The organism is Anabaena sp. EIM26, assembly GCF_057568715.1.
Genome location: NZ_CM172472.1, coordinates 386,455 through 413,197 on the forward strand (window position 1 = coordinate 386,455; position 26,743 = coordinate 413,197).

Genomic DNA, 26,743 nt, shown 5'->3' on the forward strand with positions numbered 1-26,743 from the left:
TTAAATAGAATTCTGTTTCAACTGACGACGGCGTAATAAAGCGAGTCCAGCAACCGCACCTAACCCAAGTATGGTTGTTGGTTCCGGTACAGAGGTTCTAGCTATTACCTTAAAATCAGGGCCACTATAGCTTTTGTCTGATGTTAATCTCAAACCACTTAATTCAGTAACTCCCAGAGTATCAAGACTAATACCCCAAGAACCTACATTTTGAGCGCCCCCAATTTCTATTGTGTCAATTTGGAAGCCAGCATTGTTATTGGAATTACGTGTTTCTGAAAGTTTTTTGAAACTACCAATCACGTTTCCAGACATATCCAATGCCTGAATACCCAAGTCACTATTCATGCCCCGTTCCCAAAAGAAAAGACTATCCAATCCTGAATCGTCTTTAACTATTTTGCTATCAAAGATAACATCTATTGAGAAAGAACCAACATCTTCAGTGTCAATGATGTTGTTTAAGTTGTTATTACCCAAAAATGCAGCAATAGCATTAGCTGTAGGGTCTTCGGCTGTTGTTAGTGGATAAGTGGCCTTATCACCTCTATCGGTACTAGCCGCACCACTGTTAGGATCTTTTGTTCTTGGTGTATTGAACTTAATAATAGCCTTGTTGACGTAAGAGAAGTTATCAAATGTTTTTCCATTTTGAGTAATGGAGTTTAAGATCACATCACTTTTAGCATCTGTCTTGGTAACATTGCTGGTAAAACTTGCAGCTTCAGCGGAGTTAGCACCGCATAACACAGCACCGAGAAGCAGACTTATAGAGATAAATGCACTTTTAATTTTCATCAAATTTTCCCAGATTTATATAAGTTGGAGTTTTTTTGCTTTTTATTGGCAATTAACTTCAACTATCTCGAAAAACTGATAATTTGTAACCCGAAAATATGCTGGTATATTTTTTTCAGCCAATTGCGATCACAAAACATGAATCATTTCGTCTATTGATATGGGTTTCAAGGTAGACAACAGTATTATCCAGTAAATATTGAAATGCGGAAAATACAGTTTACTTAGGTGTTTGAGTATGAAGAACCTGTAAAAATATGCAAAATGCTAATGAATTAGACATTTCAGAAGTTATGATGGGAGAATAAAATGCTGATACTTACCGTGTTATTATCATGACACTCATAGTAGCTGCCAGTGTCTTTATCAAAATTTATCTATAATAGTCTTGCTTTTTAGCATTTTTGTAGTGAAAAAGTAACAAATATCAAGATCAACTCCGCGTAGGGCTGACTACAAACAAGTAAAAAAACAATCAAGCTTAAAGCCAAATATCGAATTATTTACCAAAACTGGTTGAATAAAAAGACCAATTTAAATAATTTATAATCCTACAGAGCGATGATTGAAATACTTAATTGGAACTATTTGGGATATTTAGATCATCTGAGATATTGTCAATTGTCATCAGTAGTAAATATACTCAACGAAAAATATCTATCTAGTGCAGCAGGGATAAAATAACTATGCAGTAAAAAAGCTCAAAAAGTAGAAGTAATTTATGAATTAGCTCTACGAGACTTTTGCCTTATACTCACATCTTCTTGCATATATAGCAATCCTAAATGATTTATGAACGCTTTCTTTTCCCTGTTCCCTGTTCCCTGTTCCCTATTCCCTATTCCCTGCCCCCACCAATCAGTTCTCAACTCAAATAGGATCGCTATACTATCAGGAATTGCTTCAATAACTCCAATATGCCTAAATGACTGAGTATAATGATTGTTTACTTTTCTAGTTCTGTCTTTGATCCCCATTTGATCCCCATTTCGATAAAATGACTAGGCATAACCCTAAAACTCAAAACCGCTTTTGACTGCGACGCATGATGAATCAACTGAACAACGGTTTTACGCTATTTCTAAGTCTGCTAGTCGAGGCGATGCCTTTTTTGCTGCTGGGAGTGTTATTCTCCAGTTTTCTGCTGTTTTTTATTGATGAGCGCAAATTAGTAGAGAAAATGCCAACAAATCCTCTGCTGGGGGCTTTAGTAGGCAGCATGATTGGCTTTTTGTTTCCGGTGTGTGAGTGCGGTAATGTGCCGGTTGCACGGCGGTTATTGATGCAGGGAGTACCCACACCCGTAGCAATTGGCTTTTTACTAGCAGCACCGACAATTAACCCAATTGTGATTTGGGCAACTTGGACAGCATTTCGAGATCAACCAGAAATAGTAGTGTTAAGAGTTGTGTTGTCTTTAGCGATCGCTACTATTATCGGTTTTATTTTCAGTTTTCAGCAAGATTTAAGTCCTTTTGTGCAACCGACTATCGCTCGTTATCTGAAATATAATCCACCTGCTAAACAAGACGCTAAACGTAAGGGAAGGCGTTACCAAGCACCAACAGAAGCAACTAATAGCCTTTTGCAATCAGGAACTTATATTCTGGGCGGTAAAGCAGGTATATCCACCAGGATAAGTGATAATTTAATCCAAACAAATCTTTCAACTTCTAGCGTCAATAAACCTGTTGCAGATAAACTCCGTCTAGTATTGGATAATATAGTCCAAGAATTACGAGAATTAGGAGGCGTGATGGTAGTAGGAAGTGCTATTGCTGCTTCTATTCAAGTTCTAGCGCCCCGTGAACTCATCCTCAGTTTAGGTGCTGGGCCAATCACCTCCATCTTAGCTATGTTGGTTTTAGCCGCAGTAGTATCAATCTGTTCTACAGTCGATGCTTTCTTTGCACTATCTTTTGCCTCAACTTTTACCAGTGGTTCTTTGTTAGCATTTTTGGTATTTGGCCCCATGATTGACATCAAAGGTGTTGGTTTGATGTTATCAATTTTCAAACCTAGAGCCTTATTTTATCTATTTGCTTTAGCCGGACTATTGACATTTTTCTTGACTTTACTTTTGAATCTGCACGTTATGTAAGGTTTCGTATTTAGTTATATCCACTGTAGTTGCTCGTTGTATTTTTTTAATAAAAAATGACGAATAAAAAATGACTTCAATTCAAAATCCAAAATCCAAAATCCAAAATCAGTTGATTCCCTGGCTAGATGTACTAGCAATTACAGCTTGGGGAATATTAATGCTGAAATATTGGCTCACAAGTAAACTAAACTTATTGATTCACCCCGATTATTTTTGGTTAGTAATTATGGGTGCTGTCGGTTTACTAATTGTTGGGTTTTTCAAGGGAAAACAACTTTGGAAACGCCGTCGTCGTTATGAAGCACCTACTAATAACGATCAGCATATAAATTTATTTCCCCCTGGTTGGGGTAGTGGTTTGCTGCTAACCACAGCAATTTTAGGATTTATAATTACTCCTCGTGTTTTTACTAGTCAAACAGCACTTGATCGGGGTGTAACAGAGATACTTGGAGCCACACGCTCCCAACCCCAAGCCTTTCGCGCTACTGTGCGGCCAGAAGAGCGATCGCTCATAGACTGGGTACGCATCCTCAATGTCTATCCAGAACCAGACGCATACACAGGACAAAAGGTTAAAGTCCAGGGATTTGTGATCCATCCCCCAGAATTAGATCAAGACTTTTTGTTATTGGCAAAATTTGTGATCACTTGTTGTGCCGCAGATGTCTATCCCGCAGGTTTACCCGTTCAAATTCCAGATAATCGTGATCAGTATCCCCCAGATGTCTGGCTAGAAGTAGAGGGACAAATGATCACAGAAAATGTAGCCAATAAACGCCAACTTACTATCAAAGCTACCTCCCTCAAAAAAATTCCCCAACCTGAAAATCCTTATAGTTATTAGGGAATAGATGACAGGTGACAGGTGACAGGTGACAGAGAATAATTATTCACCAACGACCAATGCCCAATGCCCAATGCCCAATGCCCAATGCCCAATGACCAATGCCCAATGACTAATGACTAAATCCCATAAATTTATTCAACCACTAGATCGAATAGCGATCGCTCTCATGCTCCTCTTAAGTTTGCTGATTGGGTTCGTCATCTTACAAGGTGACGCAGTTAAGCCCCTCGTTAGGAATTTTAACTGGCAAAATCAACAAATTGGTGCAGAGGACACAGCTTTTAGCCTCACGTTTAGCCGTCCAATGGACACCAAAAGCGTAGAGGATAATTTAAAAATTGATCCACCACTAGCCGGTAAGGTCAGTTGGGCAGGAAGACGGATGGTTTACACACTACTAACACCCGCTCCCTACGGCACAAATTATAAAATTTTATTGCAAGGAGCCAGAGATAAATTCTCAGAAACAGAAGGAAAAAAAAGAGAAATTCAGCCTTTTACAGGAAGTTTTAGTACTCGCAATCGTGCCTTACTTTACATAGGAGCTAATCAACAAGAACAAGGAAAGTTAGTACTCTACAACCTAACTCAAGAGCAAAAGAAAGTACTTACCCCCCCAGATATAGTTGTCATGGATTTCGAGCCATTTCCCAATGGAGAGAAAATATTATTCTCTGCGCGCTCTGCCAAGAATCCAGACCTACTCTCAGCCCAACTATATACAGTTACAACAGGTATTACCAGCAAAATTGATGAACAACCAGAACCAGCAGGTAAACTTGACCTAATTTTAGATAATAAAGACTATCAAAACCTGAAATTTGATTTATCCCCTGATGGACAAACAATAGTTGTTCAACGAGGCAAAAGAGATAATCCAGGAGATTTTGGCCTGTGGCATCTTCCAGCAACCACCGATAATTATGGAAACCGGCCTACTCCAAAACGCCTGGAAAGCCAACCCGGTGGAGACTTTCTCATCACACCAGATAGTAAAGCTGTAGCAGTTGCTCAAGGACAAGGAACAGCAATTTTATCCCTCGAAGGAGATGCCACTAAACCACTAGATTTTTTACCACAATTTGGACTAGTCCAAGCTTTCTCCAAGGATGGTTCACAAGCCGTAATGGTCAAATTTAATACTGACTATACACGAGATTTATTCCTAGTCACCAATCAAGGTGTACAGAAACAACTATTAAAAACAACAGGCTCAATTCTCGGCTGTGATTTTGATCCTGCCTCACCCACCCTCTACTGCTTGCTCACACAGCTAGTATCACAAGAACAATATATAGAACAGCCTTATTTAGTGGCGATTAATCTGAAAACTGAGCAGCAAAAACCACTATTGATGCTGCCACCAGCCCAACGAAATGTGCAAATGAGTTTAGCACCTGACGGTTTGGGTATATTGTTCGACCAAGTAGTAGCAATGCAAAATAGTACGCCACAAACTTCTTTATCTGCCAATACTTTAAAAACTGATGATGGAGAGCCAATTGCTACTAGTAGTCTGTGGTTAATGCCTCTGCTACCAATCACTGATGTAGAAAACATCGAAATCAAGCCAGAACAGCTACCGTTAGTCGGTTTTCATCCCCACTGGCTACCTTGATCAAGACATGGGTTGCAGGGGAGGAAAATAAATTCTTTCTCCTGCCTTCTGACTCCTGACTCCTGACTCCTATTTTTTAATGTAAAATTTAATACTTTAACACCAGAAAATATCTGCCTCTCTCTACCCAATTGTAGTATCTGAGTGGAGAGCGCAGGAGGCATAATAATTTTTAGCAAATTAATATAACTTTTAACCAACGTCAAGTAGGTTCACACCCTCTACCACTTGAGGAGAAAAAGACTACATCATACAGAAAGTTGACGCACAAGAAACTGACAATGTTATAACGGCGTTATCAGCATCAATTTTAAATGCACAATTAGGATACTCTCTCATGACTAGTACATACAGTCAGGTACAAATAACTAGACAATTAAACATAGACAAAAGAATTCAATTCTATGAGCATTAAAGCTTTCTGGCTTTTGCCTATAGCCTAGCTACCTGATAGTACTAGCCACTCATGCTGAAAGAGAGTTAAACTTGGCTTCTAGAGGAAATCCTGAATTTAACTCAGTTGATCAGCAATGTTGTCATAAACACTACTGAATACTTTTAAGCAGGTGGGTCAAGAGTGATGAATATAGCTGACACCTCAAACAACGGCACTGTGATTGAACCCCTAAATTCTGCAAATTCGCCATCATCAGATCTGGCAAGTTGTCCTTTTTACTCAGTTGTCCATGATGAAAATATGGCCGTGACTAATTTACCACTCCTGAACCCAGCCGCAGAACAGCAGTGTGAACCCGTAGTCAATACTCAAAAAGACTGGGTTGCAGAACCTGATAGTGAGAAACAAGCAGTTGTAGACTCTGAATTTCATAAATTACTGACCCTGAATCAAGAGTTAAGCACAGCTAATGGTGACTTGTACTCTCAAGTAGAACAGTTAAAACACGAATTAGCTGAAGCAGAAAAGATTTTGCAATGGCAAAAAAAACGCTCCAGCGTCACAGATTCGATGCTAAATCAACAAACTCAGGAGCTTTCAGCTGCACAAGAGCAAATTGAGTCCCTATTTCAACAGTTAGAAACGGCTATACAAACTGTTCAAAGTCAAGAAATTTTCATCGAAACTCATAAAGCACATTTACAAATTAGCCAGCAACGCCTAGCTCAATTAGAACGTCAGTGTTCATTGCTGCAAACTAACTACACTGAACAGTCTCAGCAGCTATCGCATTCAGAGAATACTTGTCGGGAGTTGCGGACTAGACTGATGCGTCAACAACGTCAAACGCTACAATTTAAAGCGGCTCTAGAAAAATGTCTAGATACGTCTGTTCCTAACTATGACACCCTAGAGGATAAAGCCCATCATCCCCATGACGTAACTGGTGGACATACAAGATTCTCTAGAAAAGCGCGATCGCTATTCCCCAATGCACAGCCTATTAAACCTTGGTCAGCAGAATCAGATTTTGTGGGTGATACTTGTGGTAGTTTACACCAACACTTAGAACATCAACACGCTGATAGTTCTTGGGTGGAACCTTTAACGCCATGCTCACACGAAAAAAATTATTCTGCACCAATTTCTGTATCTTCTGAAAACTGGTTGGATGATGAACGCACCAGCACACCGACGGAAACAGCTGCCTCTTTAGAAGATAATGAATCTGTAATTACATCAGATGCTGTTTCTAATTCTCATTCCTCCAACATAGACCAGCAGTTGGAGAGTCTCATTCAAATGTTTTTCACCTCTGCACCTACAACAGCAATTCCACTAACAACGGCAGATAATGAGCAACCTCATCAAGCTGATCCGCCTATCTCAGAAACGTTAGCATCTATTGCGGAGAATGCTGAAAAAACAAAAATTATAATAGAACAAGATTTAGCAACGGATATTATTAATACAGCTGCTACCTACAGTGCAGGGGTGGATGATTATCTCATTTCTGCCTCTAATGATCCATCAATAATTCCCACTTCTCCACACCAAGAAACAAATGCTTTAGAAATTGAGGACTATTGGTCAGATGTTTCACCATCTACAACGTCGAAATTACCAAAGCACAGTTTTACCCCAGAACCATTGGGTGAATATCCCCAAGATAATAAATCACCTTCACCGTTGATTTATCCCCAGCGCCCACCCAAGGGTCGCAAGTCATTGGCATCGGTAGAATTACCAAATTTTCGCACCAAGGGTCATGAATCAAAAGTCAACGATGAAGAATAAGAGTCATTGTTCGGAGTTTCTCCTTTGGAGACGCTACGCGAACGGAGTTATGATTTTTAAGAGCGAGAGAATAAGGGTTTGAAACTCCTACTGGGGGCGAGTTTTCCACAAATTATCTTATGTCGAACTTAGGTAGCACTCGTTACTCATTACTTGGTACTCACTACTCACTACTCACTACTCACTACTCGGTACTCGGTACTCGGTACTCGTTACTCGTTACTTGGTACTCAATTGTTGAGTTACTGCTTTTGGGTTAACTTGGACTACCTGATTGTGCCATAGTGGTTTGCCGGTAGAAATTGCATAATTAATTGTTAACAACTGTAACCACAATCCGGGATAACGGGGTTCTAACCAAGATTGATTCGACTTGAGGAAACTAGCGAACCATTTGCTTAAAAAAGCACTGACTAGAGCGTGACGACAGAAGTTGACATAATTACCCAACCATCTAAGCAAATCTTTAAGCCCAGCCATTTGCCAAATCCATAGTAGCAATGCTGGATTTTTTCTTGCTGCTTTCAAGGCTAGACGGTTAAAGGTTAACCAATCACAGCGATCTTTAATGAAATTATCTGCCACTTCTGGGGGTTCGTTTGCTAATAAGCCAAAGAAGGTATTGAGCATAGAATTTACCCTTTGAGGGGGGATAAATTTCCCTGTGGGAACCATCATGCCTTTAGAAAATAACCAAGTGACAGCAACGTTACTTTGGTAGGCACGAATTTGATTTAAATGCTGGAAACTTAATAAGTCATGTTTGAGGGCTGTATTTAATAGAGTGGTTAAACGCTCCAAATTGCGAACTAGGGAACCAAACCCAGTGAAGATTAGAGGTGACTGGAGTGAGGCAGCATCACCAATGGCAATTAATCTATCAAAAGCAATTGTGCGATCGCTACTACTAACACTAAAATGCCCCGGTATATAACCAAAAGTCGGCTTTTTCCACACCAGTTTATCCATGTCACAGCGACGATACTCTGGCAAAATCGTGAAAAAGTCCTCATACATTTCCAACAAAGAACCAGGATTTTTCCCATTCACCTCATGATAATGAAACAGATAAATCGTGAGTTCTTCCCCAACCCCAGGAAACAACTCCCAAATTAACTGTCTACCTCTAGAAATATCTCCATGACTATAGAGAACATCTCCATAATCAGAATCCCAGACTCCCGGCTCAAATCCCTTGTCAATTACTGCTCCCACCGTTGGACAAACACTATCAAAAGCCCTACCACCATTTAATTGCCAAGCAATAGGTGAAGCAGTTCCCATCGCATCTATCAGCAATCTTCCACTCACTTGCTTTTCATGACCACTCGGTAAATGCTTGACACTCAAAACAACTTGTGTGTTACTCACATCTGCTCGGATAAACTCTGTTTCATCCCAGATATCACCACCCGCAGCTTGTAATTTCTGCCCACATATTTGCAGTAATTTTTCAGAATCTAGAGCTATATTCAGCACAGTAGGCGTGTGTAAAATCGGTGCTTTGAGATGAGAGGGATTATTCCCATCAAAAAATTTATTGAACCCGTCTTTATACTCCCTGGCAATAATTGTTTCCAACTCAGCATTTGTCAGCAAACCCAAATTAACCAAACATTGGATTTCATCACGGGAAATATTCCATTCCCGATTCATTCTGCCAAAAGGTAAACGTTCCACCAACAAGACTTTATAGCCTAACTTAGCCATCAAAGCCGCATGAATTGAACCTAAAGCCCCACCAATGTAAATGAGGTCATACTGGAGATTGGGCTTTCCCTCTTCCCTGTTTCCCGCAGAAAATACCACCTGACGAGGCTTTTGCGGATTTCTGACCCCTTCTCGCCAACGTTGCTCCCACCAATAAGCACGCTTGAGGTCATATTCCCCATTAGGCATTTTCTGAAAGTACTTGACAGTTAGGGGATAATAAGGTTCTAGCTCTGCGAAAATCGACTTTTGGAAATCAATTTCTGGTAGTTCTGGATAACTATGGGGGAAATGGCTGCGGATTTCTGTGGTTAGACGTTGGAGGATTTGCCCCTCATTAGCAAAGGGTTTCTCAGCCCAACGGAATACCTTGAGATAAGTAGTGTGCTGTACCGACCAGACAAACACAGAAAGTTCATCTGGCAAACCTGACTCCACAGAGACAACAGGGCTGCTCAGACGAAAACCATCCGCTGTCAGCAACTTTTCCCCATTTCCCGGTGCAAAATCTACCTGTAGCCAGTTGCGTACAGCCACAGTGTCAGTTGTAGGAACTTCTAAGTAAAGAATTTCTTTCATATTTCTGCTGATATCTCCCATCGATCTACTCACTACGAAAGATTTGACAAAGACGGGAAGTGCGTTAGACTCCCCCCTATCAGTTGCATCACCATTGAATTAAGAAATTTTAATAAGTTGTTAACTTTATTAATCATTTTAGAACTTCTGTAAACTCATACCATGAATTATCCTATCCCAGACAGTCCCCAAGAAATTTTTGCACTTCGACAACAGCCAGTTGATGAAGAACTGGTAGCAGCCGTAATTGCCGGAGTGGTTCAACTTGTTCGCGCTCAAGGTCAATCTTTAGAAGAATTAACTGCCCAGGTGTTAGCGGATGACACTGTGTTAGATAGGCAACAACGACGTTGGCTCAGTAAGTTGGTTGCCCAAGCATGGGACAGTTTCCCCTAATCTTCCTTTGGCATTCTACCTTGTATAGACTAGTACCATAGGGCAAAATTAAAAATTAAAAGGAAGTCTGATTACTTTTGGAAATATTTCAGAAAGCTGTACAGCCATCTAAAGGAATAACTATCCTCACCTGAGTTCGACATCAGATAATTTGTGGAAAACTCGCCCCCGCTAGGAGTCTCAAACCCTTATTCTCTCGCCCTTAAAAATCATAACTCCGTTCGCGTAGCGTCTCCGGAGGAGAAACTCCGAACTCAGAACTCCGAACTCAAGTTATCCTCAGCAGTTCTAGAATTAAAATTAACTTTGTTCTCTAATTTGTACCCAATCCGTGACTACTACACCCCTTTCCCCAAATTTTTCACAAACCGCTTCAGTACCTGATAATCTGGGACGCTTTGGCCGCTTCGGTGGTAAATACGTTCCGGAAACTTTGATGCCTGCTTTAGCTGAACTAGAAACAGCTTATCAGCAATATCGTAACGAACCTGCTTTTCAGGCAGAATTGCAAGGTTTACTGCGCGATTATGTAGGACGTGCTACACCGTTATATTTTGCTGAACGTCTCACTAGTCATTATGCTCGTCCTGATGGCACAGGGGCGCAAATTTATTTAAAACGTGAAGATCTAAATCACACTGGCGCACATAAAATTAATAATGCTCTTGGTCAAGTATTATTAGCGAAGCGCATGGGCAAACAGCGAATTATTGCGGAAACAGGTGCAGGACAACATGGAGTAGCGACGGCAACTGTTTGCGCTCGTTTTGGTTTAGAATGCGTGATTTATATGGGTGTTCATGATATGGAACGCCAAGCTTTAAATGTGTTCAGAATGCGGCTGATGGGGGCTGAAGTTCGCCCTGTGTCTGCGGGTACAGGAACTCTCAAAGATGCCACTTCTGAAGCCATCCGCGACTGGGTAACGAATGTGGAGACTACCCATTACATTCTTGGTTCTGTGGCTGGGCCTCATCCATACCCAATGATGGTACGGGATTTTCATGCTGTAATTGGTGAAGAAACCCGCGCTCAGGCGATGGAAAAATGGGGCGGTTTACCTGATATTCTGATGGCTTGTGTGGGTGGTGGTTCTAATGCAATGGGACTTTTTCACGAGTTTGTGAAGGAGTCATCTGTGCGGTTAATTGGTGTGGAAGCAGCGGGAGAAGGTGTGAATACTGGCAAACACGCGGCAACTTTGACAAAAGGACAAGTTGGTGTTTTGCATGGTTCGATGAGTTATCTTTTGCAAGATGATGATGGCCAAGTTATTGAACCCCATTCGATTAGTGCTGGGTTAGATTATCCTGGTGTGGGGCCAGAACACAGCTATATGAAAGATACTGGACGGGCTGAATATTACAGTGTGACTGATGCTGAGGCTTTGGATGCTTTTCAGCGGTTATCGAAGCTAGAGGGAATTATACCTGCTTTGGAAACTTCTCATGCGATCGCTTATCTAGAAACTTTGTGTCCCCAACTCTCTGGTAGTCCCCGAATTATCATCAACTGTTCTGGACGAGGTGATAAAGATGTGCAAACAGCGGCTAAGTTCTTAATTCAATGAGTACAATCGGGGTGTGTTCCTAACACACTCTAAAAAGTTTGTAGATAATTTCATTAACTTGGTGATTTAATCTACATCCACCTGAGTTCGGTGTTAGGAGTTTCTCCTATGCCTACGGCACGGCTTCGCCGAACGGAGACGCTACGCGAACGGAGTTTCTCCTCCGGAGACGCTACGCGAACGGAGTTATGATTTTTAAGGGCGAGAGAATAAGGGTTTGAGACTCCTAGTGGGGGCGAGTTTTCCACAAATTATCTTATATCGAACTCAGGTACATCCCTAACTCATATTTTTTGAGCAGTGATAAATTATGTTTAAAAACACTATTTCAGCCGCTGGTGCAGGATTATTGGTTTTAGTTAGTGGTGGGATAGCTAGTTCAGCACCTCATTCTCCAACCGTATTAACTCCTAGCTACCAGGTTGCACAAGGTACTGTTAATACAGCGGCAATAGAGGCATCTGTTTTTCAGAAAATCAATCAGTACCGGGCTTCCCAAAATTTACCTGCACTAACTCGTAATTCTCAGATTGACAATCAAGCCAGAATTCACAGTCAAAACATGGCTAGTGGTAAAGTCGGCTTTGGACATAGCGGATTTCAATCACGAGTTCAAGCGATCGCTATTCCCTTCAGTGCAGCTGCGGAGAATGTTGCTTACAACCAAGGTTCTAGTGATCCAGCTACTACAGCAGTTCAAGGATGGCTGAAAAGTACAGGACATTTAACCAACATTAAAGGTAACTATAACCTCACGGGAATTGGTGTAGCGAATAATAGCCGAGGGCAAATTTATTTCACACAAATTTTCCTGCGATCAAGATAAGTTTTGTGAAATACCTGTTTAATAATTTTAGTATCCATGACATCTGTCAGTGGATACTATTTTTTTTATATTTTTTTGATTAATAATGTAGTGTCAAGAACATTTAATGAAGTAAGGCATCTACTACTGACATATACTGGATACCAGGGTTTTAAAAAGGTCATAAAATTGGCAGATTTTCAGGGAAATAAAATGCCATCTTGATAAAACTGAACTCAGAAGTTTGGAAAATCAGGTAATTCCTCAGTTGATAAATACTTGATAGTATCCTGGTATTTATTCTGAAATCAGAAGATAGAGTATATGTCTCATCAATTCATACACTACCTAATTCTCTATGTTCCGACAAACTGCTTTTGGCATGGCTTTAAGTACGCTTGTCCTTGCTAGTGGGTTCATGACAGCTCCTATTACCGGTAATAGTTTTACCAAAAAAATTTCTCAAACTCAGCAGTCATTGAATCTTTCTAGTCAGGCAGTGATAGCATCGAACCTTAATTCTCAAAATTCTACTCTAGAAAAATTAGTTTTTGAGCAAATTAATCAATATCGGGCTGCTCAAGGAATGCCAACGTTAATTTTAAATGCAAATATCTCTCAGCAAGCAAGAATTCACAGTCAAAATATGGCTAATGGTATAGTTAAGTTTAGTCATCATGGATTTGAACAACGAGTTAAAGCTATACCTCTTAGTTATAATAGTGCAGCGGAAAATGTAGCTTTTAACGTCGGATATAGTAATCCCGCAAATCAAGCTGTAATTGGTTGGTTAAATAGTCCTGGACATTTAAAGAATATTCATGGAGAATATAAACTTACAGGGGTTGGTGTAGCCACTAATGCTAAAGGTGAAGTCTACCTCACGCAAATATTTTTAAATACTAGATAGATCTGATAAGTAATTTTTTGGGGGAAATTACAGTAGGGACGTATTGCAACATAGCCCTACTGCTGTTGTCATAATTTGGTGTCTGACAGGGTAATTTAACCTGAGTTCGGAGTTTGGAGTTTCTCCTATGCCTACGGCACGGCTTCGCCGAATGGAGACGCTACGCGAACGGAGTTATGATTTTTAAGAGCGAGAGAATAAGGGTTTGAGACTCTTACTGGGGGCGATTTTTCCACAAATTATCTGATGTCGAACTCAGGTTAATTTAAAGTTATTCGTAATTAACCGAAAGACACTATAATTTATTATTTCTGAGCAAATTTTATGACATTAGACAATTTTCAAGTTTGCGATCGCGATTTGGATGCGGCCACTCTCTCCCAATATTTAAAATTTGATGCTCTGGCTGTGGATACCGAAACGATGGGACTATTACCACAGCGCGATCGCTTGTGTCTCATCCAATTGTGCAACCCAGAAGGACAGGTAACAGCTATCCGCATCGCTCAAGGACAAACAGAAGCCCCTCACTTAAAACAACTTCTGGAAGCACCCCATGTCCTCAAAGTATTTCACTTTGCCCGTTTTGATGTCGCTACTTTACGTCATAACTTAGGAATCCAGGTTCAACCTGTTTTTTGTACCAAAATTGCTAGTAAGTTAGCTCGTACTTACACCAATCGTCATGGACTCAAAGATGTGGTACAAGAATTGGAACAAGTAGAACTAGACAAAAGCTCTCAAAGTTCTGATTGGGGAAACGCCACTAATTTATCAGCAGCTCAACTCAGTTACGCTGCCAACGATGTGCGTTACTTACTGAACATACAGCAAAAGCTCACCCAAATGCTACAACGAGAAGGACGTTGGCAACTAGCACAAGAATGCTTCCAAGTTCTGCCAACAATAGTTTCCTTGGATTTGTTGCAGTTCAAAGATTTATTTGAACACTGAGGAAATACAGCAGGAGTCAGGAGTCAGGAGTCAGGAGTCAGGAGTCAGAAGATAGATAGATTCCTCCCCAATTCCCTAATTTCTCTGCTGATTTTCTAAATGATTTTGCATCCGAGAGACAACATTGTAATCATCTGCACCTGCGGGAGTTCTGGATTCAATAATGCCTTCTGTTGGGCCACCAATTGCTTTCCATGCACTCAAACCGCCTTTGAGTTGAGATACGTGTTCAAATCCAGCAGAACGCAATAATTGGGCAGCTTGAGCAGTTTGACCCTGATTCGTACCGTAAACATAAATATCACGGCTTTTATCTAAAGAGTCCACTGCACGCTCGGTGAGGTCATCTATGGGCATAGGCATTGCTCCCATGATATGACCTTCGTTGTATGTCGAGCGATCGCGCACATCCAAAATTGTAAATGCCGGTTCACCCCATTCCAACCGAGACTTAACTACATGAACATCAGACTCGGCTTCTATTGGTGGCTGTTGAGGAATAATGCCACTTATAGGATTGTTATTCATAGGTTTTGTTAGTGCAAGGACTAACAGTAAATTAACAAAAAAATCATCCTGATTTTATCTTTCTTGAGGATGAATAAAAATATCTCTCTTTCGATGTATTCAACTTGATACAAACTTATTAAACCTCGTCCAAGTTGAGAACTGGAGTTTTTCAAAAGGGAACTTTTAACAGGGAAGAGTATATAGGAACAAAACCCGATTAAGAAAAAACTATATAGCGTTTCCCAGTCTAATGAAGTACACACCAATTTATTCACTGTTGAGAGTTCCCTAAAACAAAAAACTTTGTACCTCACGAGCAGGGGAACGGCTATATGTTTTTTATTCAATTCAATTTCAGCTAAAAAATTTACTTGAAAAATTTATTCACTACAAAATACAAAATAATCCAAAATTTTATTCTTAATTTTACATTTTCATAATCTCTTCTTAAATCAAATCAAAGACATTCTATTGTAACTCAATACATATCAGTTTCCTACAACAAAACATTGCCGGAAAATTGGGAATAGTGACCCTTTTTCATGTATTAAAATTTATGCTCATGAAAGTTAAATACTTTGAGAATCCCATTTGGTCATTAGACAGAGGAGTGAAAAAGATTGTAGAGACCTTATACCAATTCTGTATAAAAATGCGCCAAATTTAGAAAGGAACGAACCACAGAGGCACAGAGAACACAAAGGAGAAAAAGACAAAGTTACAAAATTCAGCGCAGCTTCATAAATAGTATTACAGGGAACGTCTCTATAAGGGTTCTCCAATTAAAAAAATATCCCAAAATTTCTTGTGGTGCGGGCATCTTGCCCGCTAATAATACAAGGACGGGCTGCCCATCCCACAAGATTGGATCATCTTTTTTGTGGAGTTCTCTAAGGGTTTCAAGTCACGCATATTTAATTCACACTCCTATGTCTATTTAGTAAATGGAAACTTTGCGAATATGGCGAAATCTAAAAAAAATACTCATTCTGATTTTTTCAAATTTTTTCTAACTCTCGATCCTTTATCTAAGCTCATTTTTGTAAATCTCGGACTTGCCAGCATCGGCATATTTGCAATCATTGCTTGGAACGTAATCAATCGTTTATCAACTCCCCATCTAACTCTTGCTGCTGGAGACAAACAAGGAGAAAGCTATATTATTAGCGAAGCTATACAAAAAGTAGTTGAACGTAGATCAAATATCAAAATTATAGTCAAAGAAACCAGTGGTACAACAAAAAACTTACAGATGTTATTAGAAGGTAATGCCCAGTTAGTAACTGCACAGGCAGATGTAACTTCTCAAAAAATTGGTACTTTATCTAGCGATAAACCTATATTTTTAAATTACCACAAAAAACCCACAGCTAAAACTGTGTCTGTATTATATAGAGATCTGTTTCAGTTAGTTGTCAAAGATCCTCAGATTAACCAATTCGTTCAACTCAAAGGTAAAAGAATTGCTGTAACTGCTAGTGGGGGTCAATACGAATCTTTTCTCAAAATAGCAGAACATTATGGTCTGAGCCAAAAAGACTTTAAAATTACAGGCTTAGATAGTAATGGTAAACCCATTAATGGTTACAACGATAATACCGCAGATCAAGACTTTAATGAAAACAAAGCAGATGCGGTATTCCGAGTTCGAGCCGCAGGCAATAAATCCATCTCTAATTTTGTCAACAATTATCAGGGAAAATTATTACCAATCACACAGGCAGAAGCGATGAAAATTAAACAGCCTGCCTTTGAAACTGCTATTATTCCCCAAGGAGCATACAGAGGTAATCCTCCTATGCCGACTACTAACTTACCTACAGTAGCTATATCAAGGCTGTTATTAGCAAGTGATCAAGTAGATGCTAGGATAATTAGGGAATTAACACAAATTATATATGAATATCGCCAAGAAATAGCCAACGAAATTTCTCAAGAACACACTGAAGTTAAACCATTAATCGCTGATATTAATCGTCCTAGTGACACTAGTGGTATTGATATCTCTTTACATCCTGGTGCTTTGGATTTTTATGAAAGAGACAAACCAACTTTTGTCCAAGAAAATGCCGACTATATAGCTTTATTATTGACAGCTTTTTTAATTTTAGTTGAATGGATTAAACAACTAAAATTATGGATTGAAAGAAGTAAAAAAGATGAAGCTGATGAGTACCTAAAATTAGCTATTAATTTGATGAAAGAAGACCAATACAAGCTTGAAGATAGGCAGAAAATGCTTGACAAAACCTTCAATGAAGCAGCTAAAGCTTTGGTGGATGAAAAAATTTCACAAGAATCATTCCGAACTTTTAATGAAGCCTACAAAAATACTAGAGAAGCTATAGAAAGAGATAGACAAGTTTCTCAATTAGTTATTGAACAGAAGCAAAGAGAAAATTCTGCAAAATATATTAAGATAGTAGTTAAATTGTTGCAACATCGCCAGCAAAATAAGGATTTATTGCAACAAAAGCTAGATCAAATTCTTGAACAAGTAGTAGGCGATTTGGTTTCAGAAAATATATCCCAAGAATCATTCCGAACTTTTGTCGAAGCTTATAAAGCTACAAGAGATGCAATTGATCGCAAAAGTTAAAGAGACCTTTATAGGACTTACGCAAAACAGAACCAGAATTGTGGTAATTCATAAATTATCCCTACACAGGAATAAGGTTTTCAGTCACATCTTGCGTAATTCCTACTTTGAAATATATTAGTAATATATTTTTTAAGGGTAATAAGTATTTTTACAGATACAGCTATTGAGATGCTATTCAATTTTAGGTATGTAATCGTAAAATTATACCAAAAGTTTTTTGAAAAATACCAAAATCATACATTACCTATAGATTCTGTAAGCATTATTATAAAGTTTGGATAAACTTCAGGGAAAATTAAGTGTATATCTGTACTAGCGTATTATTCAATCTGAGCTAGGGTAGGAGCAATTACACTCTCAACAACATCTAGACTCATCTATCGCCACAGCAAATTGCCTAATTCAAGTCATAGACTGTATTGCATTATGGATATGCTTCCCACGACTATTCCCAAGATTCTGGTTGTAGATGACGATTTCAGTGTCCGAAATCTCGTTTACCGTTTCCTCAGTCGCAAATATCAAATAGAGTCAGCAGCAGACGGTAAAACTGCGCTGGCGTTGTTTGACCAATTTAACCCTGCATTAGTAATTCTGGATTGGAATTTGCCAGATGCTAATGGCTACAAACTCTGTCAAGAAATGCAGAGTCGCACAAATGTTTTAGTTTTGATACTCACTAGTAGGAATGATGAAGCGGATAAAATTAGAGTTTTGGCAGCAGGTGCAGATGACTTCATGACTAAACCATTTAGCTTGGCAGAAGTAGAAGTCAGAGTGGAAGCGCTTTTAAGACGTATTCGTTATATCCATCCTAGTCAATCACAACGTCTCATTTTTAAACAGTTAGCAATTAATCCAGAAGGTAGAGAGGTAACGCTGAATGATAAACCTTTGGCTTTAACAGCTTTAGAGTTTAATATTTTACATTTTTTAGCCAGCCATCCTGGTCAGGCTTGGAGTCGTCCCCAACTAATTCAAAAAATATGGGGTTGTGACTATGTAGGAGACGGAAGAGTTGTGGATGTACATATTGGTCAGCTACGCAAAAAAATGGAAGCTGATTCGAGTATGCCAGAATTTATTAAAACCGTTCGTGGTTATGGTTATAAGTTTGAACCACCTGAAGGTAGCAAAGTTTAAATTTCCAATTTCCCAAGCAACTCGTTAAATTATTAATGCTGTTCTTGCTGAACAAATTGGTTGAAAATCTGAATTTATTAAGGATTTTTTTGAGGCTTGGTTAGATTATTCGTGCTAATTAAGATATTGGAGCTAAATCTGGTCAGGGAATTTGTGTCTACTCAAGCCTCATAGCAACTTTGGATTTTGGATTTTTGTTTAAGTTTCTGTACTTCAGTTATTTTAGGACTAGAAAAGATAGGCTGACTATATATATCCTTTTTAATATTGATTAAATTAAAGAAGTTCATGAAAATCACGGTAATGAGTTTTAACCTCCGCTACGATAAACCAGATCCGGGGGTACGTCAGTGGGAAAAACGTGTAGGTGCGATCGCATCTTTAATCCAACACTACCAACCGGATTTACTGGGGACACAGGAAGGGAAATCTCATCAACTGCTTGATTTACAAGCACTTTTACCAGAATATAAATTTATAGGGGGCGATCGCACTGGGACAGGAGAAGGTGAACATTGTGCAGTTTTCTACAATCCCCAACGTCTCAAGCTTCAACAAACCAAAGATTTTTACCTCAGCGATACCCCAGAAATCCCTGGTAGCATCACTTGGGGAACTCGTTTACCACGCATGGCCACTTGGGCTAATTTTGAAGTGAGTCATCCTGGAATTTCTTTAACTATCGTCAATACCCATCTAGATCACGAAAATGCTAAAGCCAGAGAGTTAGGTGCAGCGTTAATTAGTCACCGTTTAGGGGAATTTGCACCAGAAGACCACCTACTACTCACAGGGGATTTTAATGCTAATCCCAGCACCCTAGCGCGGCTAATTTTAGCTGATCATCATAAAATCCAAGATGCTTTAGCCACCCTTCCCTTAGAACAACAGAAAACCTTTCACGATTTTACAGGTGAAGCTTGGGATGCTATAGATACAATATATTGCGATCGCTCTTTCCAGATAGAACAGGTAATTATTGACCGTCAACAATGGGAAGGGGTTTGGCCTGCTGATCACTTTCCGGTAATTGTGAAATTAAGCATAGGGAATAGGGAATAAAAAACTCAGGCTTATTTAACGGTTACTCCTAACTGTAATCCTAAAGCATCCAATAAGGCAGTTAAACAATAAAATTCAATTTCTCCCTTCTCAGATAGCATCTGAGTCAATTTGTCGTAACATTGCTGTACTGGTACTGGCAGTTTATCAATTCCACCTTGTGCCTCAATCACATTTTTGAGCGCCTTATTTAACAGTAATTTTTTTCTTTTCTCTCTGCGTATCTGATATATTCAATACAATAACTAAATAGTTGCGCTTATCTATTATTATTATTAGGATATCTAGAAGCTAGATTTAAATAAAAATTGCAAGAAGGGGACTTATAACTGGGGCAAGATGGATAAACCCGATTATCTAAACTTCTCCGAAATCTAATTCGGATAGATACTGAAACCAGTTTTGTAGAAACAGATGAAAATCATCAGGTGACACTTCTATAACGGCTTTCTTTCGTTCGTCAAAAAAGTATATTTTATCTATATAAGCTGCTCCGCTTGTAAATATACTACCATGAGCCATTGCATTCCTTAAAATTCTGAGTATGTAATCTACTTTATGTTGTTCGCTTACTAATTTAAGATCGTTTAATACTGGTTGCAAATTTTTAACAAAATCACCACCTTTGTAAATAATATCTTCGCCAATATGCCAAGATGAAGTTGTTTCTTTATCACAAATAAAAAAATCTATAAAATCTCTTTTTAAAAAACTTTCAATTTGTTTTTTAGTATTTTTTGGAATTTTATCATAACCCTTAGAATGTAGTCTTTCATAGGGTATAATAAATCCCGAAGAAGCTATAGATATCATTAGAGTTAACTCTGTGTCTGTTGTCTTCGCTAAATGATAATATGTATTTAATAAATGATTACATCTATATGGAAAATTCTTGATAAAGAAAGAGTAAGACGACATAATAAATTTCCAAAAAATTATTGTCAAAAGTTTGCACAAATAAATCCTATCATAGTAATTATACGGAAAGTATTGAATGTTAAGATTTTGAGGATCTAATTAGAGGGAATTTACTTATCTACTAGAGTAATTCATATAAATTATTGCTAATATAAATTCCCCATACGGTTACATAGCCACCATAGTTACCATACCCTGGAATCCATTTACACAAATTATCTTTATAAATAATTAAATCTGATTCAATATATGATAACCCATTTAAATCTGCTTTAGTTTTCCATTTATTAAGTGCTTTTTCAGCTTCCTCAAACAAACCATAAACTTCTTCAACTTTTTTGTAATTGACAAGTAATCTCGGCATATGTTTTGTTGTTACAACTATAATAATTTTATTGTCTATTATGTAAATACGTTTAATCGTTTACGTCAAATAAATCACTTTTTATACATAAAATGTATTTCCTGACTTCCACCACAGGGGACTACATCGGCAAGGCAAAAAGCGATTGCGACTCCAATAACTTAGTGCCATCAATTATTGGGAATTGTTTTATCAAAATAAAATTGCATATTATATTTTTGTATATACTGTAGCTAAGTATAATTAAAAAATAGAGGTATCAACATGAATTGGGAAATTTTAAAAGAAACTGTCGAAACAGCTAATCAATTGTCTGAAAACGAATTCAATAAGAAAAATGCAACAGGATCAGTTTTGGGAGGAGGCGCAGCACTAGCTGCTGGAATAGCCGTAGGTATTACTAGTCTACCTTTAGCTGTACCTATACTAATTGTGGGCGGTGCTTTTGCTGGTGCAGCAGGAGAAGAAAAAGTCAAAGCTACAGGTAAGGTCATAACAGATATATTTGGAGAAGCCACCAAAAAAATTGGTTCTGTCTTAGATTTCTTTAAAAGTGATGAAGATTTTTTCTATAGAGGAGTCGAATTTTTAAACAAAAAACAATATGTTGAAGCTATTGAAGATTTCACAAAAGCTATTTCTATAAATTCTAAATATGCCAATGCTTATTTTTTAAGAGGCTGCATTTTTTCTGATACAGGTGATTATCAAGAAGCCATCAAAAACTATAATAAAACTATTGAGATAGACCCTAATCATATTAATGCTTATATAAATAGAGGACATATTTTTGCTACTTTGGGTGATGACCTAAAAGCAATTGCAGACTATTCTAAAAGTATTACCATAGATACGGTTAATCCTGATAATTTGAATGTTTATTTACAGCGAGGAAATCTTTTTTTAAAGCAAAAAGATTATGATAAATCACTTGCCGATTATTCTCAAGCTATTACACTAAAATCAAATTTTTTTGAAGCATATTTTATGCGAGGATGTCTCTACCTAGAATTAAACAAATACAAAAACGCTATTTCTGATTTAAGTGAGTCTATCAAAATTAAACCAGAAAGTATTGATTGCTATTCGTACCGTGCTGAAGCTTATACTGCTATCAATGCTAATACTAATGCTTTAGAAGATTTAACTAAAGTTATTAAGCTAAACCCTAGCTTAATTAATGCCTATTTAAAACGTGCAAATATTTATTTAAAATTAAAGGAATATAACCAAGCTATTGGAGATTATACTCAAGCCTTGCAACAAGATTCCTCTTGTATGGATGCCTACTATATGAGAGCCTTTACAAAGGCTAAAATTGGAAATCTACGTAGTGCCATAACCGATATTAACGAAATAATTAAAATAGATCCTGATTATGCTGCTGCTTATGCTCAAAAAGGTTATATCTTCAAACAGAAAAAAGAATATAAAAAAGCGATTAAAGAATTTGAAATATCAATAGAATTTTTTTCTAAAAAATCTATGTTAGATAAAGTTAAACTATTACAAAAAGAAATTTATAATATTCAACAGGAAATTCAAAATACACCTTGGTGGAACAAACAAATTTTTTAGGAAAAAAGTAACAAATGAAAGCTTTTTAAGCGATGATAAAAGCTACTTTTAAATATGACAAACATTCGCCAACTATTCGTGTCCTGCCTTTAAAGATGATCGCTTATTATCGCCTATTAGAATTAGCTATGGAATAAAATCTACATATTAAGTTTAGAGCTAATGCTCATGTACGACAATCATATTGCCGTACTACCATGCCAACATACTTATACTTTGGTGAAGACAAATTATTTCTAAGTCGCACCATCAAACAACTAAAATCCCACACTCTAGATCAATAATGCTTTACTAATGTCTTGGACTTGAGTGCTTTTGTCTCCACCACACAAGAGAAAAATAATTTTTAAATCTTCTTGTTCAAGGTACATACGGTAGCCAGCACATGAAAACCTATAATCTTATGTTTTCTGCTTTACCAACTCCACCGCTAACTGTATCGCTGCTTTCATACTCGTTGCGTCAGCAATTCCTTTACCTGCAATATCAAAAGCTGTTCCATGATCTGGGGAAGTTCTGACAAACGGTAAACCAATAGTAGTATTTACAGCCCGGTCAAAAGCCATCAACTTCACCGGAATTAAGCCTTGGTCGTGATAAAGTGCCAAGTAAGCATCAGCGGGATTTTTGATGTCAGAATTACCATACCAAGCAATACCCGGTTTAACCCACATTGTATCTGGTGGTATTGGCCCCTCTAGCTGCATATTTGGACGCTTGCACCTTTCTGACTCAATCCAGGGAATTAGCCAATCTATTTCTTCGGTTCCCAGTTGTCCCATTTCACCGCTGTGGGGATTCAAACCTGCGATCGCAATTCTCCCATTTTTGATCCCAAAATCTCTCTCTAAACACTCCACTAATAAATCAAGTTTCTGAGTCAATAATTGGGGTGTTAAAGTATCCGCTACTTGACGTAAGGGGATATGTGTAGTAGCTAGTAAAGCCCGGAGTGTCCAACCAGTAAAAGGCGATCGCCCGACAAATAACATTCCAAAACGGTCAACACCAGCCTTTGCGGCTAAAAGCTCCGTTTGTCCTGGATAATTATATCCCGCTGCCTTCCAAGCCGATTTAGCGATAGGTGCGGTAACAATACCATCAAATTCACCAGCCAAAGTTTGAGCTATAGCATATTCCATATAAGCAAAACTCGCTGCACCACTGTTCGCATCACCCACACCTATAATAATTTCACCACCACTAGGAACATCAATCACAGACAAATCAGATGGATTTGCCAAAGATGTCAAATTTTTAATTAATTTCTCATAATTCTGGAACAGTAAATCTCGGCTACCCACCACCACCACATCACAGTTTTGACTAACTTCCGGATCTGCCAAAGCTTTCAAAATCACCTCTGTCCCAATTCCTGCTGGATCTCCCAGCGTCAATGCTAATCTTGGACGTTTATTGATTTGATACATAAAATTTCCATGTCACATTATTATTAATTTTGCTATAGATAATCCGTGACATTAGCCTTGCTTAAATTATTATTACCCATCAACATTTATTTTCCCCAGGTCTATACACCTGAGTCTCGTTGGGCTACACCACCATAGCTGCTAAACTGGTCTAGAATTATTCTCAAAGGTCTAATCCCAAAGTAGCGATCGCAGTGCTGGGATTAGACCTAGTTAGCCTCAGTGGTCAGACTAGCAAAAATGAGATTTGCACCATCAAGTCAAATTAAGCAGTCTGACAAACAGGAAACATTAACAAACCATTCACTTCACAAAGGAGAATCACAGCAAATGGGCGGCGAAATCTTAAATGCAGCTATGTTATCTTTCGGCTTAATCTTCGTAGGTTGGGCTTTAGGCGCATTATTGCTAAAAATTCAAGGCGCAGAAGAATAAGCAGAGGTACAGGGGTGCAGGGAAGATGAGGAGAGCATTAATCTTTCTTTATCCTGACTCCTGACTCCTGACTCCTGACTCCTGACTCCTGACTCCTGACTCCTGACTCCTGACTCCTGTTACATTAAAAATATGTAAAGTTTTATTTATTATAGAGAATTCTGTTAAGATTCTTTTCATAAAACATTAAAATTTATAATGACCCTCATGACATTATTAATCGTCGGTGCCACTGGCACCTTAGGAAGACAAGTGGCTCGTCGTGCTATCGATGAGGGGTATAAGGTACGTTGTTTAGTCCGCAGTAACAAAAAAGCAGCATTCCTAAAAGAATGGGGCGCAGAACTAGTCAGAGGAGACTTGTGTTATCCCCAAACTCTAGAAGCAGCATTAGAAGGTGTCACCGCAGTCATTGACGCTTCTACATCTCGTCCCACAGACTCACTAACTATTAAACAAGTAGATTGGGATGGCAAGGTAGCATTAATTCAAGCTGCCAAAGCTGCCAATGTAGAGCGTTTTATCTTCTTTTCCATTCTCGATGCCGAAAAATACCCCAAAGTACCGCTCATGGAAATTAAGCGGTGTACAGAATTATATTTAGCTGAATCCGGCTTGAACTACACCGTTTTACGGTTAGCTGGTTTTATGCAAGGGTTAATTGGTCAATATGGCATCCCCATTTTGGAAAATCAACCAGTGTGGGTAACAGGTGCATCTTCACCAGTTGCTTATATGGATACTCAAGATATTGCTAAATTTGCTATCCGCGCTTTAAGTGTGCCAGAAACCCAAAATCAAGCCTTCCCTGTAGTTGGTACTCGTGCTTGGAGTGCAGAAGAAATAATTAACATATGTGAACGCTTATCTGGGAAAGATGCCAGAGTCACAAGGATGCCGATTGGCTTACTTCGCAGTGTGCAGGGTTTGCTGCGGTTCTTTCAGTGGGGATGGAATGTTGCTGACAGACTAGCCTTTACAGAAGTCTTAGCTAGTGGCAGACCATTAAATGCGCCTATGGATGAAGTTTATACAGTATTTGGTTTAGACAAACAACAAACAGCTACTGTAGAAACCTATCTGCAAGAGTACTTCAGCCGAATTATGAAAAAGCTGAAGGAGTTAGACTACGAGAAAACCAAAAACAAAAAGCAAAAAGATAAAAAAACCCCTTTTAAACAGTCTTCAAAAGTTAATAGTCAATAAAATTCCAGACTAATGACTACATTAGCCAAAAATGTGTAACGATTACTAGAGATCAAGCGTCGCCTAAACTTGGATATTTGAGTGTGCCGAAAGCAGGCATTATCTACAACGACATTAAACCGATAGCGGTTCGTGTCGCTATCGAACTGAAAGATCAGCTAACCGCAGCTGGTTGGGATGTGTGTGTAACAACGAGTATCGGTGGTATATTGGGCTACTGTAATCCAGATAGTCCTGTATGTCACACCCCAATAGAAGGTCTAAATCCCCCTGGTTTTGACTCAGACATGGAGTTTGCAGTGGTGCTGGGGGGAGACGGCACTGTTTTAGCAGCATCGCGTCAAGTTGCCCCTTGCGGTATCCCACTATTGACAGTAAATACTGGTCATATGGGATTTTTGACAGAAGCGTATCTTAACCAATTGCCCCAAGCAATAGAACAGGTCATGACAGGTAAGTATGAAATCGAAGAACGAGTCATGCTAACTGTCAAAGTTCTGCGGGGAGATTCGGTATTATGGGAAGCTCTTTGCTTAAATGAAATGGTGCTACATCGGGAACCATTGACATCAATGTGCCATTTTGAAATCGAAATTGGTCATCATGCCGCAGTGGATATTGCCGCCGATGGTGTAATTGTTTCTACTCCAACGGGTTCGACTGCTTATTCATTAAGCGCCGGTGGTCCAGTGGTAACTCCTGGTGTACCAGTGTTGCAGCTAGTACCAATTTGTCCCCATTCTCTGGCTTCTAGGGCTTTGGTGTTTCCTGATAGTGAACCAGTTAACATCTATCCAGTCAATGTCCCTCGCATGGTGATGGTGGTAGATGGAAACGGAGGATGTTATGTTTGGCCTGAAGATCGCGTATATTTAGAGCGATCGCCATACAGTGCTAAATTCATTCGCTTACAATCACCAGAGTTTTTCCGAATTTTACGGGAAAAACTAGGTTGGGGTCTGCCACATATTGCTAAACCCAATTCTGTAGAACTGCCTTAATTATCA

At 38.8% G+C, this 26,743-nt stretch carries 24 protein-coding genes and 1 pseudogene; 16 read left to right on the forward strand and 9 right to left on the reverse strand.

All coding sequences use genetic code 11. The annotated features are described in order from the left end of the window. Positions 1–798: an exosortase-dependent surface protein XDP2 gene (locus tag AC012T_RS01535; protein WP_487062571.1), complete on the reverse strand. Its 798-nt coding sequence runs from the start codon at positions 796–798 to the stop codon at positions 1–3. Between the two features lie 1,048 nt (positions 799–1,846). Between AC012T_RS01535 and AC012T_RS01540 the strand changes: the two genes are divergently transcribed. The 4 genes from AC012T_RS01540 (at position 1,847) to AC012T_RS01555 (ending at position 7,564) form a co-directional block, all read left to right on the forward strand. Beyond that, the gene (locus AC012T_RS01540; protein ID WP_487066400.1) at positions 1,847–2,899 is read left to right on the forward strand and encodes a permease; all 1,053 of its coding nucleotides are present in this window, start codon (positions 1,847–1,849) and stop codon (positions 2,897–2,899) included. A gap of 70 nt (positions 2,900–2,969) precedes the next feature. Beyond that, complete coding sequence (locus AC012T_RS01545; protein ID WP_487062572.1) at positions 2,970–3,749, forward strand: TIGR03943 family putative permease subunit; 780 nt, start codon at positions 2,970–2,972, stop codon at positions 3,747–3,749. A gap of 115 nt (positions 3,750–3,864) precedes the next feature. Then, entirely contained in the window at positions 3,865–5,370 is a 1,506-nt protein-coding gene (locus AC012T_RS01550; protein WP_487062573.1) for an Ig-like domain-containing domain, read from the forward strand. A gap of 580 nt (positions 5,371–5,950) precedes the next feature. Then, positions 5,951–7,564 carry a hypothetical protein gene (locus tag AC012T_RS01555; protein WP_487062574.1) on the forward strand — a complete coding sequence of 538 codons (1,614 nt, stop codon included), beginning with the start codon at positions 5,951–5,953 and terminating at the stop codon, positions 7,562–7,564. 219 nt (positions 7,565–7,783) lie between these two features. Here the strand turns inward: AC012T_RS01555 and AC012T_RS01560 are convergent, their stop codons facing one another. Then, a complete protein-coding gene (locus AC012T_RS01560) occupies positions 7,784–9,853 on the reverse strand; it encodes an NAD(P)/FAD-dependent oxidoreductase (protein WP_487062575.1) in 2,070 nt (689 codons plus the stop codon). Positions 9,854–10,015: 162 nt separating this feature from the next. Between AC012T_RS01560 and AC012T_RS01565 the strand changes: the two genes are divergently transcribed. The 5 genes from AC012T_RS01565 to AC012T_RS01585 all read left to right on the forward strand — a co-directional run bounded on the left by AC012T_RS01565 (position 10,016) and on the right by AC012T_RS01585 (position 14,488). Continuing rightward, on the forward strand, positions 10,016–10,249 hold the full coding sequence (locus tag AC012T_RS01565) for a hypothetical protein (protein WP_438888869.1): 234 nt from the start codon (positions 10,016–10,018) through the stop codon (positions 10,247–10,249). A 331-nt stretch (positions 10,250–10,580) separates the two neighbouring features. Then, on the forward strand, positions 10,581–11,819 hold the full coding sequence (trpB, locus tag AC012T_RS01570; protein WP_487062576.1) for a tryptophan synthase subunit beta: 1,239 nt from the start codon (positions 10,581–10,583) through the stop codon (positions 11,817–11,819). A gap of 310 nt (positions 11,820–12,129) precedes the next feature. After that, positions 12,130–12,645 (forward strand): CAP domain-containing protein, encoded by a 516-nt coding sequence (locus AC012T_RS01575; RefSeq protein ID WP_487062577.1) that lies wholly within the window; start codon positions 12,130–12,132, stop codon positions 12,643–12,645. A gap of 337 nt (positions 12,646–12,982) precedes the next feature. Next, a complete protein-coding gene (locus AC012T_RS01580; RefSeq protein WP_487062578.1) occupies positions 12,983–13,534 on the forward strand; it encodes a CAP domain-containing protein in 552 nt (183 codons plus the stop codon). Between the two features lie 324 nt (positions 13,535–13,858). After that, the gene (locus AC012T_RS01585; RefSeq protein ID WP_487062579.1) at positions 13,859–14,488 is read left to right on the forward strand and encodes a ribonuclease H-like domain-containing protein; all 630 of its coding nucleotides are present in this window, start codon (positions 13,859–13,861) and stop codon (positions 14,486–14,488) included. Between the two features lie 75 nt (positions 14,489–14,563). Here AC012T_RS01585 and AC012T_RS01590 read toward each other — a convergent pair whose 3' ends face one another. Beyond that, the gene (locus AC012T_RS01590; protein WP_487062580.1) at positions 14,564–15,016 is read right to left on the reverse strand and encodes a rhodanese-like domain-containing protein; all 453 of its coding nucleotides are present in this window, start codon (positions 15,014–15,016) and stop codon (positions 14,564–14,566) included. 943 nt (positions 15,017–15,959) lie between these two features. Between AC012T_RS01590 and AC012T_RS01595 the strand changes: the two genes are divergently transcribed. The 3 genes from AC012T_RS01595 (at position 15,960) to AC012T_RS01605 (ending at position 19,805) form a co-directional block, all read left to right on the forward strand. Continuing rightward, entirely contained in the window at positions 15,960–17,597 is a 1,638-nt protein-coding gene (locus AC012T_RS01595) for a TAXI family TRAP transporter solute-binding subunit (protein WP_487062581.1), read from the forward strand. A 429-nt stretch (positions 17,598–18,026) separates the two neighbouring features. Beyond that, positions 18,027–18,743, forward strand: coding sequence for a response regulator transcription factor (locus AC012T_RS01600; RefSeq protein ID WP_015212585.1), 717 nt, complete (start codon positions 18,027–18,029; stop codon positions 18,741–18,743). Between the two features lie 288 nt (positions 18,744–19,031). After that, complete coding sequence (locus tag AC012T_RS01605) at positions 19,032–19,805, forward strand: endonuclease/exonuclease/phosphatase family protein (RefSeq protein ID WP_487062582.1); 774 nt, start codon at positions 19,032–19,034, stop codon at positions 19,803–19,805. A gap of 11 nt (positions 19,806–19,816) precedes the next feature. Here AC012T_RS01605 and AC012T_RS01610 read toward each other — a convergent pair whose 3' ends face one another. From AC012T_RS01610 to AC012T_RS01620, 3 genes are all read right to left on the reverse strand, one after another. Further along, positions 19,817–19,978, reverse strand: a complete 162-nt coding sequence (locus AC012T_RS01610) for a hypothetical protein (RefSeq protein ID WP_487062583.1) — start codon at positions 19,976–19,978, stop codon at positions 19,817–19,819. Positions 19,979–20,162: 184 nt separating this feature from the next. After that, entirely contained in the window at positions 20,163–20,618 is a 456-nt protein-coding gene (locus AC012T_RS01615) for a hypothetical protein (RefSeq protein WP_487062584.1), read from the reverse strand. Positions 20,619–20,844: 226 nt separating this feature from the next. Continuing rightward, on the reverse strand, positions 20,845–21,087 hold the full coding sequence (locus tag AC012T_RS01620) for a hypothetical protein (RefSeq protein ID WP_487062585.1): 243 nt from the start codon (positions 21,085–21,087) through the stop codon (positions 20,845–20,847). A 264-nt stretch (positions 21,088–21,351) separates the two neighbouring features. Here AC012T_RS01620 and AC012T_RS01625 point away from each other — a divergent pair, with 264 nt between their 5' ends. Then, positions 21,352–22,665 (forward strand): tetratricopeptide repeat protein, encoded by a 1,314-nt coding sequence (locus tag AC012T_RS01625; RefSeq protein WP_487062586.1) that lies wholly within the window; start codon positions 21,352–21,354, stop codon positions 22,663–22,665. A gap of 272 nt (positions 22,666–22,937) precedes the next feature. On the opposite strand, the pseudogene AC012T_RS01630 reads toward AC012T_RS01625, so the two are convergent. Together AC012T_RS01630 and pdxA are read right to left on the reverse strand one after the other, a co-directional pair. Then, positions 22,938–23,045 (reverse strand): annotated as a pseudogene (locus tag AC012T_RS01630) (type II toxin-antitoxin system RelE/ParE family toxin); the annotation flags it as partial. Between the two features lie 21 nt (positions 23,046–23,066). Further along, on the reverse strand, positions 23,067–24,095 hold the full coding sequence (gene pdxA / locus AC012T_RS01635; RefSeq protein ID WP_487062587.1) for a 4-hydroxythreonine-4-phosphate dehydrogenase PdxA: 1,029 nt from the start codon (positions 24,093–24,095) through the stop codon (positions 23,067–23,069). 330 nt (positions 24,096–24,425) lie between these two features. On the opposite strand from pdxA, the gene petM reads away from it, so the two are divergent. Next, positions 24,426–24,530, forward strand: a complete 105-nt coding sequence (gene petM, locus AC012T_RS01640; RefSeq protein WP_104387810.1) for a cytochrome b6-f complex subunit PetM — start codon at positions 24,426–24,428, stop codon at positions 24,528–24,530. Positions 24,531–24,578: 48 nt separating this feature from the next. Here the strand turns inward: petM and AC012T_RS01645 are convergent, their stop codons facing one another. Further along, positions 24,579–24,710, reverse strand: a complete 132-nt coding sequence (locus AC012T_RS01645; protein WP_487062588.1) for a hypothetical protein — start codon at positions 24,708–24,710, stop codon at positions 24,579–24,581. A gap of 27 nt (positions 24,711–24,737) precedes the next feature. On the opposite strand from AC012T_RS01645, the gene AC012T_RS01650 reads away from it, so the two are divergent. Both AC012T_RS01650 and AC012T_RS01655 read left to right on the forward strand, forming a co-directional pair. Further along, positions 24,738–25,736 (forward strand): SDR family oxidoreductase, encoded by a 999-nt coding sequence (locus tag AC012T_RS01650; RefSeq protein ID WP_487066402.1) that lies wholly within the window; start codon positions 24,738–24,740, stop codon positions 25,734–25,736. An 83-nt stretch (positions 25,737–25,819) separates the two neighbouring features. Continuing rightward, on the forward strand, positions 25,820–26,737 hold the full coding sequence (locus tag AC012T_RS01655) for an NAD(+) kinase (protein ID WP_487062589.1): 918 nt from the start codon (positions 25,820–25,822) through the stop codon (positions 26,735–26,737). Positions 26,738–26,743 lie beyond the last annotated feature (6 nt).